This window comes from Rhodanobacter fulvus Jip2 (assembly GCF_000264315.1).
Taxonomy (GTDB): Bacteria; Pseudomonadota; Gammaproteobacteria; order Xanthomonadales; family Rhodanobacteraceae; genus Rhodanobacter; species Rhodanobacter fulvus.
The window spans coordinates 24,790-39,097 of record NZ_AJXU01000029.1 but is presented as its reverse complement, the minus strand read 5'-3'; the positions used below and the strand labels follow the sequence as shown (position 1 = coordinate 39,097).

Sequence of the window (14,308 nt, the reverse complement as noted above, 5' to 3'; positions counted from 1 at the left end):
GCTGCACGCCGCACTGCGGCACAATGCGGGCATGCCTGTCCAACCTTCCCCCGCGCTGCGCGCGCTGATCGACGACCGCTATGGCGACCTGGCGGCCCGTTGCCGCGCCGCCGGCATCCCGTTGCACGACGATGCCGGTGTGGCCGAGCGCATCCGCAACACTTTGCTGGCCAGCGATTTCGCCTTCGATGTGTGGTGCCACCAGCCGGAACTGCTGGCGCCGGGCCTGCAACGGCTGCGTGCAGGCGGCGATGCGTCCACGCGCATTGCCGCGTTGAAGTTGCCCGACGACGAAGCGGCCTGCATGGAAACGCTGCGGCGCTTTCGTCACGCCGAGGCCTTGCGGCTGGTGTTCCGCGACGTCAACGACCTGGACGAACTGCCCGAAACCCTGTCGGCCACCAGCGTGTTGTACGAGGCCTTGCTGAGTGCCGCGCTGGGCTGGTCGGAACGGTGGATGGCGGCGCGCTACGGCCAGGCGCGCGATGGCGACGGCGCCGTGCAGCGGCTGGTGGTGGTGGGCTTTGGCAAGCTCGGCGGCAGCGAGCTGAATTTCTCGTCCGACATCGACCTGGTGCTGGCCTATCCGCACGGCGGTGAAAGCGACGGTGCGCGCACGCTCGACAACAGCGAGTATTTCGTGCGGCTGGGACGCCAACTGGTGCGGCTGCTGCACGAGCCGACCATGGATGGCATCTGCGCCCGCGTCGACCTGCGCCTGCGCCCGTTCGGCAATGCCGGGCGCCTGGCGCTGTCGTTCGCGGCGATGGAGCAGTACTACCAGAACGAGGGCCGCGACTGGGAGCGCTACGCCTGGATCAAGGCGCGCCCGGTGGCCGGCGATCGCCAGGCCGGCAAGCAGTTGCAGGAGCTGTTGCGGCCGTTCATCTATCGCAAGTACCTCGACTACACCGCCTTCGCCGGACTGCGCGAGATGAAGGCACTGATCGACGCCGAGGTGGCGCGCAAGGACCTGGCCGACAACCTGAAGCTGGGCCCCGGCGGCATCCGCGAAATCGAATTCATCGTGCAGCTGACCCAACTGATCCGCGGCGGCCGGGAACCCTCGATGCGGGTGCGCGGCCTGTTGCCGGCGCTGACCGCCTGCGAGGCGCGCGGGCATATCGGCGCCTCGCGGGCGCGCATGCTGCGCGAGGCTTACCTGTTCCTGCGCCGGCTGGAAAACCGGGTACAGATGTTGCGCGACGCGCAGACCCACGACATCCCCGACGACGCGCTGAGCCGCGAGCGCATCGCGCTGGGTCTGGGCCATCCCGACTGGGACACCCTGAACGCCACGTTGGCGCACCACCGCGCCCATGTCAGCGAGGAGTTTGCCGCCGTGCTGATGCCGCAGGGCGGGCGCGCCGCCAAGGTGCCCGCGGCCGACAACGTGCTGTGGCAGCGCGCCTGCGACGAGTCGCTGGAGGCGGGCACGCTGGAGGCATCGGGTTTCGTGCCCGGCGCCGAGCTGGCCGACGCGCTGCTGAAACTGCCGCAAGCCTCGCCGGTGCGTGCGATGTCGGCGCGCTCGCGCGAACGGCTGGATCGGCTGATGCCGCAGCTGTTCGGTGTGGCGCGCGAGAGCGCCGCGCCGGTGGCGTGCATGCTGCGGCTGTGTCGCCTGGTGCAGGCGGTGGCGCGCCGCTCCGCCTATCTTGCGTTGCTGGAAGAACAACCGCTGGCGCGCAAGCGGCTGGCCCGGCTGTTCGGCGACAGCGCGTTCCTGGCCGAGCGGGTCATCATGCAGCCGCTGCTGCTGGACGACGTGCTCGATCCGCGTATCGATCAGCTGCCGCTGAAGCGCGCCGACATCAGCGCCGAGATCACCCGCGTGCTGGGTACGCTGGACGAGCGCGAGGCCGAGGCGGAGCTGGAGCGCATCAACGAGTTCAAGGCCAGCACCGCCTTCCGGCTGGGGCTGGCGTTCAACGATGGCCGCGCCGACGCGGTGGCCACCGCGCGCCGGCTGGCCGCGCTGGCCGAATCGGTGGTCGCCACGGTCACCTCGCTGGCCGAGCGCGAACTGGCCGTGCAGCACGGCCGGCTGCCGGGCGAGGGCTCCGGCTTTGCCGTGCTGGGCTATGGCAGCCTGGGCGGCGAGGAGCTGGGCTTCGCCTCGGATCTGGACCTGGTCTTCGTCTATGACGGTCGCCGCGCGCAGGCGATGAGCGACGGCGCGCGCCCGCTGGAAGGCGCGCGCTGGTACCAGCGCCTGGCGCAGCGGGTGATGAACTGGCTGACCGTGCTGACCCGCGGCGGGCGCATGTACGAGGTCGATACGCGCCTGCGGCCGGACGGCTCCAAGGGCTTGCTGGTCAGCAGCCTCGACGGCTTTGTGGCCTACCAGCGCGGCCGCGCCTGGACCTGGGAGCACCAGGCCTTGCTGCGTGCGCGCCCCGTGGCCGGCGACCGCGCGCTCACCGCTCAGCTCGCCGAAGTCCGTCGCGAAATCCTTGCCGTGCCGCGCGATCCGGTCGCCGTACTGGCCGAGGTCAGCAGCATGCGCCAGCGCTGGCGTGCCGAACGCGACCGCTCCGATGCGGCGCAATTCGACCTGAAGCAGGGCCACGGCGGCCTGCTGGACATCGAGTTCGCGCTGCAGGGACTGGTGCTGGCGCACGCCCAGCGGCCGGGCCTGCTTGAGATCACCGCCAATGCCTCGGTGATCGGCGCCTGCCACGACGCCGGCCTGGTGAATGCCAACCAGGCCGCCGTGCTCGGTGCCGCCCATGCCGAGCTGCTGCATCGCGCGCTGCGTTGCACGATGGACCTGCGCTCGCGCATCGCGCCGCGTGACGAGGCGCTGGCGACGCTTTGCGCCAGCGTGCGCGAGGTCACCGCGGCGCTGGGTTTCAGCTTCGACGAATGACCGCCGACCTGGGTGGGATCGGTGCGGGTCGCGACGTCCGATGGATCACGGGAGGCGGGCATGCTTGATACGTGGGAAATACTGCAGCGACTGGTGCTGGCGGCCGTGCTCGGCGCGGTCATCGGCGCCGACCGCGAGCGGCGTGAATGGGCCGCCGGCCTGCGTACGCACATGCTGGTGTGCGTGGGCGCGGCGCTGGCGATCATCGTGTCGGCCTACGGTTTCGGCGATGCGCTGAAAAACCCGCGCGTGGTGCTGGACCCGTCGCGCGTGGCGGCGCAGGTAGTCAGCGGCATCGGCTTCCTCGGCGCCGGCACCATCCTGTTCATGCAGCGCGAACAGGTGGTGCGTGGCCTGACCACCGCCGCCGGGTTGTGGGCGGTGGCGTCGATCGGCCTGGCCGCGGGTGCCGGCCTGTATGCGGCGGCAGCCATGACCACCGCGTTGATCTGGGTGATCCTGGTACTGCTCAAACCGTTGCAGCGACGCTTGTTTGCGCGCCACAACCTGCGTCCGCGGGTGCTGCTCAGCCTGGCTGACGATGGTGCGGTGGCCGGCGTGGAAGCCGTGGTGGCGGCGCAACAGCTGCCGCTGTTCAAGCTGATCCTGAATTGCCGCAAAGATGCCGACGACCAGCTCATCCTGATCTTCGAACATGGCGTGGACAGTACCCGGATGACCGCTTTGACCGACGCGCTGCGCGAGGTGGCGGGTGTCACGGCGATCCAGTTGGGCAGCGCCATCCGCGGCGCCAGTCGTCCGAAGTAGGGCTCAGTCGCCCCGGCGTTGCGCCATGCGCGCCAGCAACTGCCCGGCGAGGGCGGCCGTTTCGCGTAGTGGTGGTTGCGTCGATGCGGTGGTGTCGTCGATGTCGTGCAGCAGGTTCGCCGCGCGCAATGCCTGATGGAAGCGGGCGATCCTGGCCGGCAAGGGCGCCGTGGCGAGGGTGTGCACCGGGCAGCCCACGGCGCAGGCCTCGGACAGCATGTTTACCGAATCGGGGGTTACCACCAGCCGATCGGCCCAGCCGAGCACGCCGGGGAACGGGTTGCGGCCATCGTCGGCGCCGGCCCAGACGATGCCGGGCACGTCGCGCAACGCCGCGCGGAAAAGCTCGATGAGTTCCGCAGGCGTACGGCGCGAGGCGAGCACCAGCAGGCTGCCGCCCTCGCGCCGGTGGCGGGCCAGCAGATGGCCCAGCAAGCGGCCGGCGTAGTCATCATCCAGATCGATGCCGCGACGTGGCCCGCCCAGCAACACGCCGACCCGTGGCTGCGGCAGCTCGCCCAGCAGGGGGCAGGCGTCGCGTCCGTCGGCCAGCCAGCGCGCGTCCACCGTGTTGAGCGAACCCAGCGGGCGCAGCACGTTGGCGCCGTCGAGGCCGTCATGCCGTGGCGCAATTACCGCATCCCAATGGCGCGGGTCGATGCGCGGGTCCAGGATCTGCACCGTGTAGCAGCGCCCCGCGGAAAGCGGCCGCAATATCCGCGTGAGCAGCGCCGCGGAGCGGCCGCAGCCGATTGCCAGCTCGGGCCACGGTGGCGCGAACAGCGATCGCTGTGCCGCCGGCAAGGCCCGCGTGTTTCCCAGCGTGAAACGCGGCGACAGCCACGACCACGGCGCCCGCAGCCGCAGGCGCAGGTGGCGCACCGGCCGCTGCATGTGTTCGGCCAGCGCAAGCGCCTGGCGCTGGTTGCCGGCGGCGTTGTCCGTGATCACCCAGCATTCGCCTGGCGTCAGCATGGCGGCGTTTTGTGGGAGATTGTTTCGCTGGCGTACACAGTGCGTTCCCCTCGGCCGTGGTCCGATCGCGCCAGGCCACCATTACACTCTTTATTCGCGATCGCGCCGCCCCGTTGGCGTGCGCATGCCTTGGAGGATACCCATGAGTGATTCGGTTTCGGAGATGGCGCTGGATCAATTGTTTCGCGAGGCGCGCACGTTCAACGCCTGGTCGCCGCAGGAAGTGACCGACGAACAACTGCATCAGCTCTACGCGCTGGCCAAGTTCGGCCCCACCAGCGCCAACGCCTCGCCGATGCGGGTGGTCTTCGTGAAATCCGAGGAAGCCAAGGCGAGGCTGGCGCCGCACCTGTCCGACGGCAACCGCGCCAAGACGATGGAGGCGCCGGTCACCGCCATCATCGGCACCGACCACGAATTCTATGAGCGTCTGCCGCAACTCTTTCCGCACGCCGACGCGCGCAGCTGGTTCGTCGGCAACCAGCCGCTGATCGATACCACCGCCTTTCGCAATGCCAGCCTGCAGGGTGCCTACGTGCTGATGGCGGCGCGGGCGCTGGGGCTGGATTGCGGCCCGATGTCGGGGTTTGACCAGGCCGGCGTGGACGCGGCTTTCTTTGCGGGCACCGCGGTCAAATCCAACTTCCTGATCGCCATCGGCTACGGCGATGGCAGCCGCAACCTGTTTCCGCGCAGCCCGCGGCTGTCGTTCGACGAGGCCTGCCGGATCGCCTGATCCTTTCCCTTGCATCTGATACCTACCTGGAGATTCACCATGCGCGCATTTCGTTATCTCGTTGTGGCCTGCCTGCTCGGCGCCGCCGTGTCGGCACAGGCTGCCCCGGTGACCTACAAGCTCGATCCTGACCACACGATGGTGTTGTTCACCTGGAGTCATTTCGGGTTCTCCGACCCCTCCGCCAATTTGGGCCTGGGCGAGGGCACCCTGGTGTACGACGAGCAGCACCCGGCGCAATCGAGCGTGCAGGTGACCCTGCCGCTGGATCGGCTCGACACGTTCGTGCCGGCGCTGGACGAGCACCTGAAGAAGCCGGACTTCCTCGACGCGGGGAAATACCCGACGGTGACCTTCAAGAGCACGGCGGTGCAGCCGCTGGGCGGCAACAAGTTCAAGGTCACCGGTGATCTCACCGTGCATGGCGTGACCCACCCGATCGTGCTGGACGCCACTCTGAACAAGGTCGGCGTGCATCCGATGAGCAAGGCGCAGTCGATCGGTTTCGACGCCACTGCCAGCCTGAAGCGCTCCGATTTCGGGGTGGGCGCCTACGTGCCCAGCGTCAGCGACGAGATCACCATCCGCATCACTACCGAAGGCTCGGTGCCGAAGGCGAAATAAGCCGGCAGCGATGGGCCAGTGACGGGGCGGCTTCGGCCGCCCTTGTCGCATGGCCGCCCCAAATGCATGCCGGTCAGCCTGTGGTTGGCCGTGCCTGCTACCATTTGCGGCTTGATGGTCTGTCTGGAGTTTCGTCCATGTCGCGCCCCCTTTCCGCGGCCGTCCCGCTGATACCGGCAAATGCCGAAAATCGTTACGAAGTGACGCGCGCGGACCTGCCGTTGTCCTGCCCGATGCCCGGCATGGCGTTGTGGAATTCGCATCCCAAGGTGTACCTGCCGATCGTCGATGACGGCGGCGAGTCAACCTGCGCCTACTGCGCGGCCCATTACGTGTTGCGCGACTGACCACGGGCGCGGCGTGATGCGATCGGCGGCATGGTTTCTGCTTGTCTCCTGCGATCAACGCCCCGAAACATGAGCCCATGTCCAGCACCGCCGCGCCCGACAAGCTGCTGACCGTTGTCCAGCTGATTCCCGCCATGCACGCGGGTGGCGCGGAGCGGTCGGCGTTGGAGATCAGCCGTGCCCTGGTACAGGCCGGGCACCGCTCGGTGGTGATTTCCGCCGGCGGCCGGCTGGTGGCGCAGTTGCTGGCCGAGGGCGGCGAGCACATCACCCTGGATATCGGCCGCAAATCGCTGCTCACCCTGCTGCGGCTGGGCAAGCTGCGGCGCGTGCTGCGCCAGCTTCGCCCCGACATCGTGCACGCGCGCTCGCGCCTGCCCGCGTGGCTGGGCTGGTGGGCGATGAAGGGGCTGTCGCCGCGCCCGCATTTCATTACCACCGTGCACGGGCTCAACTCGCCCTCGCGCTACAGCGCCATCCTGCTGCGCGGCGAACGCGTGGTGGCGGTTTCGCAGACGCTGCGCGATTACGTGCTCAGCCACTATCGCTGGCTGGAGCCGGGCCGGGTGCGGGTGATCCCGCGCGGTATCGACCCGGAGGCATTCCCCTACGGCCATCGCGCCGACGACGGCTGGAAGACCTCGTTCTTCTCCGAATACCCCTCGTTGATGGGTGCGCCGCTGCTGACGCTGCCCGCCCGCGGCACGCGCCTGAAGGGGCATCACGATGCGATCGAGCTGGTCGCCGACCTGAAAGGTCGCGGCATCGACACCCGCCTGCTGTTGCTGGGCGTGATCGAGCCGGGCCGCGAAGCCTATGTGGCGGAGTTGAACGAGCTGATCCGCGCGCGCGGCGTCGGCGCCCAGGTGGTGCTGACCCCGCAGCGTGACGACGTGCGTGACATCTACGCGGTGTCCACCCTGATCCTGCAGTTGTCGAACCAGCCCGAATCGTTCGGTCGCACCGTGGTCGAGGCCTTGTCGCTGTGCCGGCCGGTGCTCGGCTATGCGCACGGCGGCGTGGGCGAGCTGCTGGCCGAGCTGTACCCCGCCGGCCGCGTGCCGCCGGGTGACCGTGAACGCCTGGTCGAACGCGCCGCCGAACTGCTGCGGGTGGCCCCGCCCATCCCCTTGCTGCACAGCTACCGCCTGGTGGACATGCAGCAAACCACGCTGGCGCTGTACCACGAGGTGGCCGGCTAAGCGGCCTGTGTTCTTGTGGGGGCGGCTTCAGCCGCGATGCTTTTCCCCCCGAATCACCTCAAAGCCAGGAGCATCGCGGCTGAAGCCGCTCCCACGGAGGGTGCGCGCACGCCACCGCCGCGACGCGCTCGCCTACAATGCGTTTTCCCTCTCGCACAGGCTGGCGCATGACCTCCCTTGGAACCACGCTGGGTGCCGCGCTGCGCTCGCCCTTGCTGCCGTTCTGGCTGGTGATCGCGCTGCTGCCGTTTGGCCGCAGCGCGGAATTGGGGACGTTCCTGTGCCTGCTCGGCGTGGTGCTGCTGTTCGCGCGCCAGCGCGATGCGTTGCGCGAACATGCGGGTGCCCGGATGTCGCTGTGGCTGCTGGGGGCGTTCATCACCGCGGCGCTGTTGTCGGCGTTCGATTCGTACGCGCCGGGGAAAAGCTGGGGCACGGTGGCGGGCCAGCTGCGCTATGTTCCGCTGGTCTTGTACGCCTGTTTCGCGATCCGGCGGGACAGCAAGCTGCAATCGCTGTTTGTCGCCGTGGCGCTGGTGCTGGCGCTGTGGGTGCTGGATGCCTGGGTGCAGGCGCTGACCGGCTGGAGTCTGGGCGGCCGTGCCGAGGCCGAACGGGTGTCGGGCATCTTCGGTGCGGACAATCTCAAGCTGGGCCCGACCCTGGCGGTGCTGTCGCCGTTTGCGCTGTGGGCGGCGCGGCGGCGCTGGGGCTTGCGCGGGCTGTTGATCGCCTTCGCGCTGGTGCTCGGCCCGGTGCTGCTGGCCGGTTCGCGTGCCGCGTGGTTGAGCTATGCGCTGGTGGCGCTGGGCTTTGCCTGGCATGAGGCGCGCTCGCTGCGGCGGTTTGCGCTGTTCTGCCTGCTGGGCGCGGCGTTGTTGGCGCTGGCCGGTGGGGTGGCGTGGAAAACCTCACCGCGGTTCCAGGTGCGGATGGATCGCACCTTGCTCGCATTGCACGGCACCGACAGTTCGCTGGATGCCGCACTCAGCGGCCGGCTGGATATCTGGGAAACCAGCGCGCGCATGATCGCGGATCATCCGATCAATGGCGTGGGCGTGCGTGCGTTTCGCTACGCCTACCCGCATTACGCACCACCCGACGACCACTTCCTGGTGGCCGAACCCTGTGGCGCCGGCATGGGCGCCTGCCATGCGCATCAGATCGTGCTGGAGATCCTCACCGAAACCGGCGCGTTGGGCCTGCTGCTGTGGCTGGCGGCGGTGGCCCTGGCGTGGCGTGCATGGCGCAGCGTGGGTGCGGCGGCGCGCTCGCGGGCCTTCCCCGTCACGCTGGCGCTGGGCGTGATGCTGTTTCCGCTGAACACCAGTCTGGCCTTCTATTCGGCCTGGTGGGGGCTGCTGTTTGCCTGGTTGCTGGGGCTTTGGTGCGCGGCGCTGTACGTGGTGGCGGACGTCGACGGGGCGAGCCGTCGATGACGGCCGCGCGCGAACCGCTGTCGGTGGTGGTGACCAGCTTCAACAGCGCCGCCACGCTGGATGCCTGTCTGCGCGGCGTGCGCTGGGCGGACGAGATCGTGGTGCTGGATTCCGGCTCCACCGACGCCACGACGGCGATCGCCGCGCATTACGGCGCGCGTGTGCACGTGCAGCCGTTTGCCGGCTACAGCGCGCAGAAGCAGGCGGCGATCGACCTGGCCAGCCACCGCTGGGTGCTGCTGCTCGATTCGGACGAGTCGCTGGACGAGGCCGCTGCCGCGCCGCTGCAGCAGGCGCTGCGTGCGCCGACGCACGTGGCGTACCAGTTGTGGCGGCGGGAGTGGCAGTTCTGGCGCTGGCAGTCGGGCCGTGCGCGGCTCAACCACTACGTGCGTTTGTTCGATCGGCAACACGCGCGCATGAGCGGTCACGCGGTGCATGAGGAAGTGTGTGTCGACGGCTCCGTCGGCGTGCTCGACGTCACCATCGATCACCATGGCGAGCGCGATATCGCGGGGCGCGTGGCCAAGGCGGATCGCTATTCGAGCTTGCAACTGGGCGACCTCGCCCGACGGCGGGTGCGCTGGTTGCACCTGCGCATGGTGGCGTATCCCACGGTGGCCTTTCTGCGCTTTTATCTTTTGCGCGGGCACTGGCGCTCGGGCTGGGCCGGTTTCATTGCCGCGCGCATCCACGCTTTCTATGCGTTTCTGAAATACGCCAAGCTGTACGAGTCGCGGCGCCAGCGCCCCAATCAGTAGACCGGTGGCTGCCCCGGCGGGCGCGTCTTGAAGCGCTTGTGCGCCCACAGGTATTGCGCCGGCGCCTCGCGCACCATCTGTTCGATGCAACCGTTGATGCGGGCGGTGTCGTGGTGCACGTCGGCGCCGGGGAAATCCCGCAGCGGTGCACCCAGCCGCAGCACGTAGCCCTCGCTGCCCGGCAGGCGACGGTGGAAGAAGGGAATTACCAGCGCGCCGGACATCCGCGCCAGGTGATGGGTGGCAGTGATGGTGGCCGCGGGCACGCCGAAGAACGGCACGAACACGCTGTCCTTGCTGCGCATGTCCTGGTCGGGCGCGTACCACAGCGTGCCGCCGTTGCGCAGATATTTCACCGTGCCGCGGAGGTCCTCCTTCTCGAACATCGCATCGGCATAATCCAGCCGCGCGCGCAGCACGTTCCACTCGAACACGTCCGAATCCATGCGCCGATACATGCCGGCAATGCGGATACGCTGCGATACCAGCCGCGCACATAGTTCCAGATGCGAGAAGTGGCCGCCCACCAGCAGCACGCCCTTGCCCTGGGCGCGTGCCGCTGCGAGATGCTCCAGTCCTTCGACCTGCAGCGGAATCCGCGCGATCTGGCGGTCGCTGCCCATCCAGCCCAGTGCGAATTCCACCAGCATCAGACCCACGTCGCGCAGGTTGGCGTCGATCAATGCCGCCTGCTCGGCCGCACCCAGTTCGGGGAAGCACAGCCCGATATTGACCTGCACGATGTGCCGCCGCGGCGAGGGCAGCCACTGCACCAGCGCGCCCAGGCGCCGGCCCAGCCACAGCAGCGCGGGATAGGGCAGGCGCGCGATCAGCCGGATCACCCCCACACCGAGCCATGCCGGCCAGTGACGCGGCGACAGCAGGGAGCGGGTAAAGGGAGGTCGGGAAGCACCAGGCATTGGCGCTAGTGTAATTGGCCGGGAAAGGGGAAGCGGGAATCGGGAATCGGGAATCGGGAATCGGGAATCGGGAAGGCATCGCGCACTTCCACCGATCGCCCTGAGCGTAGCCGCGCAGCGGCGGAGTCGAAGGGTGTACACGGCGCGGCTTCGACTTCGCCGCTGGCCGGCCACGCCCAGCCCGAACGGCTGATGGTCGCTTTCGCCTTCGCGCCCTTCCGCGCTCTCGTATACTGCGGCGCTACCACGGAGTTGCGCGTGCGTTATCTCTACACCTTCGCGATGTACCTGGCGATGCCGTTGATCGTGCTGCGCCTGTTGCTGCGCGGGGTGCGCTCGCCGCCCTACCATCGACGCTGGTCGGAGCGGTTCGGCTTTTTCGATGCGCCGGGTTTCAACGGCAGCCTGTGGGTGCACGCCGTGTCGGTGGGCGAGGTCAATGCGGCCGAGCCCCTGATCAAGGCGCTGCGCAAGGATTACCCCAACGCGCCCCTCGTCATCAGCACCGTCACCCCGACGGGCATGGCGCGCGTGCACCAGCTGTTTGGCGACGCGGTGTTTCACGTCTATCTGCCCTACGACCTGCCGTTCGCGGTGAACCGGTTCCTGCAGAGGATCCGGCCGCAGCTGGCATTGATCGTGGAAACCGAGATCTGGCCGAACCTGTATCACGCCTGCCACAAGCGCGGGGTGCCGATGATGATCGTCAACGCGCGCCTGTCCGATCGCTCGCTGCGGGGGTACCGGTTCCTGCGCGGCACCGTGCGCTCGGCGTTGCGCTGCGTGCAGGTGATCGCGGCGCAGTCGGTGGCCGATGCAGCGCGTTATCGCCTGCTGGGTGCCGAGCCGCAGCAGATCGTGGTCAGCGGCAACATGAAGTTCGACATGCGCATACCACCCGATGCCGCCGCTGCAGGCGCCAGCATGCGCCGGCAATGGGGCTGCGAACGACCGGTGTGGATGGCCGCGAGCACGCACGAGGGCGAGGAGCTGGCGGTACTGGATGCGCATCTGCAGGTGCTCAAGCAGTTTCCCGACGCGCTGCTGCTGATCGCACCGCGCCATCCGGAACGGTTCAAGCTGGTGGAGCATGCCGTGCACACGCTGGGTTTTTCGATGGCCACGCACAGTGCCGACGGGCTGCCGGCGGCGTCGCACCAGGTGTTCCTGATCGACGCCATGGGCTTGCTGATGCCGTTCTACGCGGCGGCCGACCTGGCTTTCGTGGGTGGCAGCCTGGTACCCATCGGCGGCCACAATGTGCTGGAGCCGGCCGCGCTGGCCCGGCCGGTCCTGGTCGGGCCGCACACGTTCAATTTCGCCGAGATCACGCTCACCCTGATTCGCGAGGGCGGCGCCGAATGCGTGGACAGCAGCGACCAGCTTGGCGCCGATGTGCTGCGGCTGTTGCTCGATGACGAGAAGCGCGCCCAGATGGGGCGCGTCGCGCACCAGGTATTCGATCGCGAGCGTGGCGCCGTGCGGCGCGTCACGCAGATGGTGGACGCCTTGCTGCAGGAGTGAATTGCGTCGCGCATCCGACGGCGGCGGACACAAAAAAACGGCCGTGCATGCGGCCGTTTTTTTGCGTGACCTTGCCGCGGCTTACTGCAGCAACGTGTTGATCGCTTCCATGTCCTTGATGTCCGCCGTGCCCGAGGACTGCTTCAGCATCAGCTTGTTCAGCACAAACTGGTGGCGCGCCTGCGAGTACTCGCTTTCGGCCTGGGTGAGGTTCTGGATCTGGATCAGCACGTTGGTCATCGTCTGCGTGCCCACGTCGAAACCCGCGCGAGTCGCTTCCAGCGCCTTCTTGCCCGAATCCACCGCCGCGCGGGTCGACTCGACCTGCGAGATGCCGGCGATCACCGAGCGATAGTTGTTGAGCGTGGTGCGCACCACCTGGCGGCGCTGCGACTCGAGCGCGTCCTGGGCCGAGTCACGCTGGTAGATGGACTGCCGCACCCGCGACTGGGTGGCGCCGCCGGAGAAGATCGGCACGTTCAAGGTCAGCCCGATGGTGGTGGCGCCGCGGTTGTCCTGGCGACCGCTGCCGATGTTCTGGTACCAGCTGGTGTTCTTGCCGTAGCTGACGTTGGCGGTGATGGTGGGCAGGTGGCCGGCACGCGCCGCGCTGATGTTGTGCTCGGTGGTTTCCACGTTGCTGCGCTGGGCCAGCAGGTCGGGGTTGGTTTCCAGTGCCTGCTTGACCCAGGTGTCCGGGTCGTTCGGGGTGGGTGGCTGCATCGGCAGGTCTTCACGCAGCTTCTTCAGCTCGCCGGTGGGCTTGCCGGTGATCTCGGTCAGCGCCTCGCGGGCATCGTTGAGCGCGTTTTCCGTGGCGATCGTGTTGGCCTTGGCTGCCTCGTAATACGACTTGGCCTGGTACACGTCGGTGATCGCCGAAAGGCCGACCTTGAAGCGCTGGTTGGATTGCTCGTACTGCTGGCGGTAGGCGTCTTCGTTGGCCTTGGCGTAGGCCAGCTGGTCCTCGCCGGTGAGCACGCCGAAATAAGCCTCGGTGACGCGCACGTACAGCTGCTGAAGCGCGGACTGGTACAGCTCGTCCTGCGCCTGGGCGGCGGAATGCGCGGCCTTGAGGTTGGCGTATTCACTGAAGTCCAGCACCGTCTGGCTGAGCTGGGCGTTCACGCTGCGCGTGCGGGTGTGGCCGAACTGGCTGGTGTTGATCGTCTGGTTGGGATTCGATGGATCCTGCACCACCTCGTGGTTGCCGCCGTTGGTCTGCTGCAGCGTCAGCCCCGCCGAGATCTGCGGCAGCAGTAACGCGCGCGCCTGGTCGACATTCTCGCCGATGGACAGCCGCTGGGCGTCTGCCTGCATCAGCACCGGGTCGTTGGCGCGGGCTTCACGGTAGGCATCCAGCAGGTCTTCGCCATGACTGGGCAGTGAAACGGCGGCCATCGCCAGGGCCAGTGTGAGCAGCTTCAAACGCATGGGTTGCCTCGTAGGGGAAGTCGGGGGCGGAAATTCAGAGAACGAAAGGTTGCAGCGGCTCGGCGTGCTTCAGGTAGGGCAGGTCGGTCTCGAACAGGATTTCCTCGCGAAAACGACCTTCGCCCTCGAGCGTCAGCAATACGACTTGTTGCACCGGCGACTTGCCCCGCACGATCACCGCGCGGCCGCCGGGCTTGAGCCAGCCCAGCCAGCGCGGCGGGATGGTGGCGACCGCACCGGTGACGACCAGTGCGTCGAACTGCTCATCGGGCTGCCAGTCGACAACGGCCTCGCCCGTGGCCAGGTTGACATTGGTCACGTTCGCCGCCTGCAGCCGCCGGGTGGCGGCCGCGGTGAAATCGGCATGGATATCCACGCTGGTGACATGCGCCGAAAGCCCGGCCAGGCAGGCGGCGAGAAAGCCCGAGCCGGTGCCGATTTCCAGCACACGGTCGGTGGGCAGCAATTCCAGCGCCTGCAGTACGCGGCCCTCGACCACGGGTTTCATCATCACTTCGCCATGGCCCAGCGGCAGGCACAGGTCGGCAAACGCCAGCTGGCGGTGTTCGGCAGCCACGAAATCCTCGCGCCGCACGCGGCCGATGACGTCCAGCACGCGGCCATCCAGCACCTCCCACGGGCGGACCTGGTTCTCGACCATGTTCAGTCGTGCCTGCTCGAAGTTCATTGCCATTTCAACTGGTGT

General features: G+C 68.1%; 13 protein-coding genes. 9 read left to right on the top strand and 4 right to left on the bottom strand.

Features of this window, described 5'->3' with window-relative positions; translation table 11 throughout:
* Window positions 1–31 precede the first annotated feature (31 nt).
* Both glnE and UU9_RS07360 read left to right on the top strand, forming a co-directional pair.
* The gene (glnE, locus tag UU9_RS07365; protein WP_007081108.1) at window positions 32–2,872 is read left to right on the top strand and encodes a bifunctional [glutamate--ammonia ligase]-adenylyl-L-tyrosine phosphorylase/[glutamate--ammonia-ligase] adenylyltransferase; all 2,841 of its coding nucleotides are present in this window, start codon (window positions 32–34) and stop codon (window positions 2,870–2,872) included.
* A gap of 60 nt (window positions 2,873–2,932) precedes the next feature.
* Window positions 2,933–3,640, top strand: a complete 708-nt coding sequence (locus tag UU9_RS07360; protein ID WP_007081107.1) for an MgtC/SapB family protein — start codon at window positions 2,933–2,935, stop codon at window positions 3,638–3,640.
* Window positions 3,641–3,643: 3 nt separating this feature from the next.
* Here the strand turns inward: UU9_RS07360 and UU9_RS07355 are convergent, their stop codons facing one another.
* Window positions 3,644–4,615, bottom strand: coding sequence for a mitochondrial fission ELM1 family protein (locus tag UU9_RS07355; protein ID WP_007081106.1), 972 nt, complete (start codon window positions 4,613–4,615; stop codon window positions 3,644–3,646).
* A 142-nt stretch (window positions 4,616–4,757) separates the two neighbouring features.
* Here UU9_RS07355 and UU9_RS07350 point away from each other — a divergent pair, with 142 nt between their 5' ends.
* The 6 genes from UU9_RS07350 (at window position 4,758) to UU9_RS07325 (ending at window position 9,724) form a co-directional block, all read left to right on the top strand.
* A complete protein-coding gene (locus tag UU9_RS07350; protein WP_007081105.1) occupies window positions 4,758–5,351 on the top strand; it encodes a malonic semialdehyde reductase in 594 nt (197 codons plus the stop codon).
* Between the two features lie 39 nt (window positions 5,352–5,390).
* On the top strand, window positions 5,391–5,975 hold the full coding sequence (locus tag UU9_RS07345) for a YceI family protein (protein WP_007081104.1): 585 nt from the start codon (window positions 5,391–5,393) through the stop codon (window positions 5,973–5,975).
* A gap of 137 nt (window positions 5,976–6,112) precedes the next feature.
* Entirely contained in the window at window positions 6,113–6,322 is a 210-nt protein-coding gene (locus UU9_RS07340) for a zinc-finger domain-containing protein (protein ID WP_007081103.1), read from the top strand.
* Between the two features lie 77 nt (window positions 6,323–6,399).
* Window positions 6,400–7,524, top strand: a complete 1,125-nt coding sequence (locus tag UU9_RS07335) for a glycosyltransferase (RefSeq protein WP_007081102.1) — start codon at window positions 6,400–6,402, stop codon at window positions 7,522–7,524.
* A gap of 167 nt (window positions 7,525–7,691) precedes the next feature.
* Entirely contained in the window at window positions 7,692–8,963 is a 1,272-nt protein-coding gene (locus UU9_RS07330) for an O-antigen ligase family protein (RefSeq protein ID WP_007081101.1), read from the top strand.
* The gene (locus UU9_RS07325) at window positions 8,960–9,724 is read left to right on the top strand and encodes a glycosyltransferase family 2 protein (protein WP_007081100.1); all 765 of its coding nucleotides are present in this window, start codon (window positions 8,960–8,962) and stop codon (window positions 9,722–9,724) included. Before UU9_RS07330 ends, UU9_RS07325 begins: the two co-directional genes overlap by 4 nt.
* Here the strand turns inward: UU9_RS07325 and lpxL are convergent.
* Window positions 9,718–10,644 carry an LpxL/LpxP family Kdo(2)-lipid IV(A) lauroyl/palmitoleoyl acyltransferase gene (gene lpxL, locus UU9_RS07320; protein WP_040670510.1) on the bottom strand — a complete coding sequence of 309 codons (927 nt, stop codon included), beginning with the start codon at window positions 10,642–10,644 and terminating at the stop codon, window positions 9,718–9,720. The two genes, UU9_RS07325 and lpxL, sit on opposite strands and share 7 nt — an antisense overlap.
* Window positions 10,645–10,902: 258 nt before the next feature.
* Between lpxL and waaA the strand changes: the two genes are divergently transcribed.
* On the top strand, window positions 10,903–12,168 hold the full coding sequence (waaA, locus tag UU9_RS07315; RefSeq protein ID WP_040670522.1) for a lipid IV(A) 3-deoxy-D-manno-octulosonic acid transferase: 1,266 nt from the start codon (window positions 10,903–10,905) through the stop codon (window positions 12,166–12,168).
* A gap of 81 nt (window positions 12,169–12,249) precedes the next feature.
* Here the strand turns inward: waaA and UU9_RS07310 are convergent, their stop codons facing one another.
* Both UU9_RS07310 and UU9_RS07305 read right to left on the bottom strand, forming a co-directional pair.
* Window positions 12,250–13,602, bottom strand: coding sequence for a TolC family outer membrane protein (locus UU9_RS07310; RefSeq protein WP_007081097.1), 1,353 nt, complete (start codon window positions 13,600–13,602; stop codon window positions 12,250–12,252).
* A 34-nt stretch (window positions 13,603–13,636) separates the two neighbouring features.
* Window positions 13,637–14,296 (bottom strand): protein-L-isoaspartate O-methyltransferase family protein, encoded by a 660-nt coding sequence (locus tag UU9_RS07305; RefSeq protein WP_040670509.1) that lies wholly within the window; start codon window positions 14,294–14,296, stop codon window positions 13,637–13,639.
* Between the last annotated feature and the right edge of the window lie 12 nt (window positions 14,297–14,308).

What these genes read in the sequence shown, in the direction of transcription:
- UU9_RS07310 (WP_007081097.1), bottom strand. Translation starts at nt 13,602, where the DNA reads ATGCGTTTGAAGCTGCTCACACTGGCCCTGGCGATGGCCGCCGTTTCA.
- UU9_RS07330 (WP_007081101.1), top strand. Translation starts at nt 7,692, where the DNA reads ATGACCTCCCTTGGAACCACGCTGGGTGCCGCGCTGCGCTCGCCCTTG.
- UU9_RS07345 (WP_007081104.1), top strand. Translation starts at nt 5,391, where the DNA reads ATGCGCGCATTTCGTTATCTCGTTGTGGCCTGCCTGCTCGGCGCCGCC.
- UU9_RS07350 (WP_007081105.1), top strand. Translation starts at nt 4,758, where the DNA reads ATGAGTGATTCGGTTTCGGAGATGGCGCTGGATCAATTGTTTCGCGAG.
- UU9_RS07335 (WP_007081102.1), top strand. Translation starts at nt 6,400, where the DNA reads ATGTCCAGCACCGCCGCGCCCGACAAGCTGCTGACCGTTGTCCAGCTG.
- UU9_RS07340 (WP_007081103.1), top strand. Translation starts at nt 6,113, where the DNA reads ATGTCGCGCCCCCTTTCCGCGGCCGTCCCGCTGATACCGGCAAATGCC.
- glnE (WP_007081108.1), top strand. Translation starts at nt 32, where the DNA reads ATGCCTGTCCAACCTTCCCCCGCGCTGCGCGCGCTGATCGACGACCGC.
- UU9_RS07305 (WP_040670509.1), bottom strand. Translation starts at nt 14,296, where the DNA reads ATGGCAATGAACTTCGAGCAGGCACGACTGAACATGGTCGAGAACCAG.
- lpxL (WP_040670510.1), bottom strand. Translation starts at nt 10,644, where the DNA reads ATGCCTGGTGCTTCCCGACCTCCCTTTACCCGCTCCCTGCTGTCGCCG.
- UU9_RS07325 (WP_007081100.1), top strand. Translation starts at nt 8,960, where the DNA reads ATGACGGCCGCGCGCGAACCGCTGTCGGTGGTGGTGACCAGCTTCAAC.
- UU9_RS07355 (WP_007081106.1), bottom strand. Translation starts at nt 4,615, where the DNA reads ATGCTGACGCCAGGCGAATGCTGGGTGATCACGGACAACGCCGCCGGC.
- UU9_RS07360 (WP_007081107.1), top strand. Translation starts at nt 2,933, where the DNA reads ATGCTTGATACGTGGGAAATACTGCAGCGACTGGTGCTGGCGGCCGTG.